Source organism: Actinomadura geliboluensis (genome assembly GCF_005889745.1).
In the GTDB taxonomy this organism is placed as follows: domain Bacteria; phylum Actinomycetota; class Actinomycetes; order Streptosporangiales; family Streptosporangiaceae; genus Spirillospora; species Spirillospora geliboluensis.
In genome coordinates, this window is record NZ_VCKZ01000674.1 from 1 (window position 1) to 2,468 (window position 2,468).

At 68.8% G+C, this 2,468-nt stretch carries 2 protein-coding genes and 1 tRNA gene; 2 read left to right on the top strand and 1 reads right to left on the bottom strand.

Translation table 11 applies throughout. The features are described 5' to 3' along the window. Window positions 1-52: 52 nt before the first annotated feature. Together ETD96_RS43345 and ETD96_RS43350 are read left to right on the top strand one after the other, a co-directional pair. Window positions 53-244, top strand: a complete 192-nt coding sequence (locus ETD96_RS43345) for a hypothetical protein (protein WP_240808644.1) — start codon at window positions 53-55, stop codon at window positions 242-244. A gap of 8 nt (window positions 245-252) precedes the next feature. Next, window positions 253-1,863 (top strand): tyrosine-type recombinase/integrase, encoded by a 1,611-nt coding sequence (locus ETD96_RS43350; RefSeq protein ID WP_138642285.1) that lies wholly within the window; start codon window positions 253-255, stop codon window positions 1,861-1,863. A 301-nt stretch (window positions 1,864-2,164) separates the two neighbouring features. On the opposite strand, the gene ETD96_RS43355 is transcribed toward ETD96_RS43350, so the two are convergent. Further along, window positions 2,165-2,238, bottom strand: a tRNA-Arg gene (locus ETD96_RS43355). Window positions 2,239-2,468 lie beyond the last annotated feature (230 nt).

Here is a 2,468-nt window from a genome sequence, read left to right on the forward strand (position 1 = left end):
CTGGTGAGCATCGTGCGCACGCGCGACGGCGGAGATCCGCACGCTGCCCGCCGTGATCGATCTGGTCACCGCGGGGCGGGCGCTGGGAGTGGGGCGCACCAAAAGCTACGAGCTGGCACGCACCGGGCACTTCCCCTGCCCGGTGCTGCGCGTCGGCCGCAGTTACCTGGTCCCCACCGCCGGACTGCTCACCCTGCTCGGCCTCAACGACACCGCCGGACAGCCCGCACCAGAAAGCGAGTGAAACACCGGATGCCTGCCGGAACCACCTACAAGGCCTGCGGCTGCCGCACCCCCGACGGCCGGGGACTGCTCAGCAAATGCCCCAAGCTGCGCCGCCGGGGCGGCTCCTGGAGCCCGACCCACGGCAGTTGGTACTACCAGTTCGAACTACCGCCCCGCCGGGACGGCACCCGCCGCAGCCCGATCCGCCGCGGCGGATTCACCAGCCAGGACGCCGCCGAAACCCAGATCGCCCGGCTGCACGAACTGCTGGCCATCAGCACCGACGCCGAGGACCGCAGCCGGATCGCCGACCTCATCACCACCACGCTGAAGAAGGACAAGCGGCTCCCGGCGCCTGAGGAGGTGCGCCGCAAAATCCGCACCGGGCAGGACCTGGACACCGCCATCACGGTCGGGCAGTGGCTGCAGACCTGGCTCGCCGGACGCAAAGGCCTGCGCAACGGGACCCTGCGCAGCTACCGCACCCACATCACCACCCACCTGAACCCGGTCATCGGCGACATCCGCCTGGACCGGCTCCGCGTCGCCGACGTCCAAGCGGTCTTCGACGCCATCGACGAACGCAACGAGGCGATCACCCGCGCCCGCGAGTCCGGCGACCCCGAAGCACGGGCACAGGTGAAAGGGGCTCGGGCGGTCGGTCCGGCGACCATGCACCGGATCCGTGCCACCCTGCGCGCCGCCCTCAACCAGGCCATCCGGGAACGGCGCATCGACCTCAACGTCGCCTCCCTGATCGAACTGCCCTCCGGCCGCCGCCCCAAAGCGCTGGTGTGGACACCCGAACGCGTCCGCGAATGGCGCCGGGGCCGGGAGACATTCATCGAGGCCAAGAGCCGCATCTGCCCGGCTGGACCAGACGGGAAGGTGCGCAACGGGCGCGTCAAACCGATGGACGCCTACGTCAGCACACCACGGCCCTCACCGGTCATGGTCTGGACACCCGAACAGACCGGCACGTTCCTCGACCGCGCCGCCCTGCACCGGCTGCATGCGCTCTACCATCTCATCGCGTTCCGCGGGCTGCGGCGCGGTGAAGCATGCGGACTGCGGTGGGCGGATGTCGACCTGGACGAAGGCACCATCCGGGTCCGGTGGCAGATCACCCAGAACGGCGGCCACACCGAACAAGGCCGCCCCAAATCCGAAGCCGGAGAACGACAAGTCACCCTCGACCAGCACACGGTCAAGCAGTTGACCGCTCACCGCGCCCGTCAGAACCAAGAACGCCTGGCCGCAGGCGGCACCTGGAACGACACCGGATTCGTCTTCACCCAACCCGACGGCAGCCCGCTGGCGCCCATGGCCGTCTCCGAACAATTTCTGCTACTCGCCATGGAGACCGGGCTACCACCCGTCCGGCTGCACGACCTGCGGCACGGCGCCGCCACCATCCTGCTGCGCGCCGGACACGACCTGAAAGTCGTACAAGAGACCCTGGGCCTGTCATCGATCACCATCGCCTCCGACACCTACACCAGCGTCCTACCCGACCTGGCCCGCCAATCCGCCGAAGACGCCGCCGCTGTCATCCTCAACGCCCGCACCGGTCCCGAGCCGGACGAAACGACAGCAGCGGGCCGCGTCGTCCACCTGGTGGGAACGTCGAACCGATGACCGGCAGAAGCTGACCAGCAGACTCCTGGTGCCGGGGTCCGCATCCGAACCGGAGGTTGGATGCGGACCCCGGCACCTGTCGCAGGCAGGCGGTCGGCCAAAGCCCCAAAGTCCCGGACAGCCGCGGCTCTTCGCAGACGCGCCGACGCACTGGCCAAGGACGCTCGACACCGGTGATCAACCAGGTCGGGAGGGCTCAGCGACAGGGACGCGACAGCCGAGCAAACATCGAGCAAACATGGGGACATACCGGGCAGGATTCTGGATCTTGGCAGTGGTAAGACTGCAGGTCAGACGGGGGCGCGCCCGGCAGGATTCGAACCCGCGACCGTCGGATTAGAAGTCCGATGCTCTGTCCAGCTGAGCTACGGGCGCCCGGCGCCCGGCGGGACGCCGGGACACAGTGTAAGGGTGCGGGTCCTCCAGCTCCACATCTATAACGCCGTTACCACGCGTGAGCGGAGCGTGCGGGGGGTTCCGGGTTCTATCTTTGGGTGCTGTGGCAGTGGACATTGAGGTTCCGCTCTTCGGTGGGGACGTGTCGGAGGGCGTGGTGCGGGTCGGGGAGACGGTGCGGAGGCCGCTCGGGGCGCACAGTCCCGCTG

Bases quoted from the DNA above. Each gene is read 5' to 3' on its own strand.
- ETD96_RS43350 (WP_138642285.1), top strand. From the start codon at position 253: ATGCCTGCCGGAACCACCTACAAGGCCTGCGGCTGCCGCACCCCCGAC.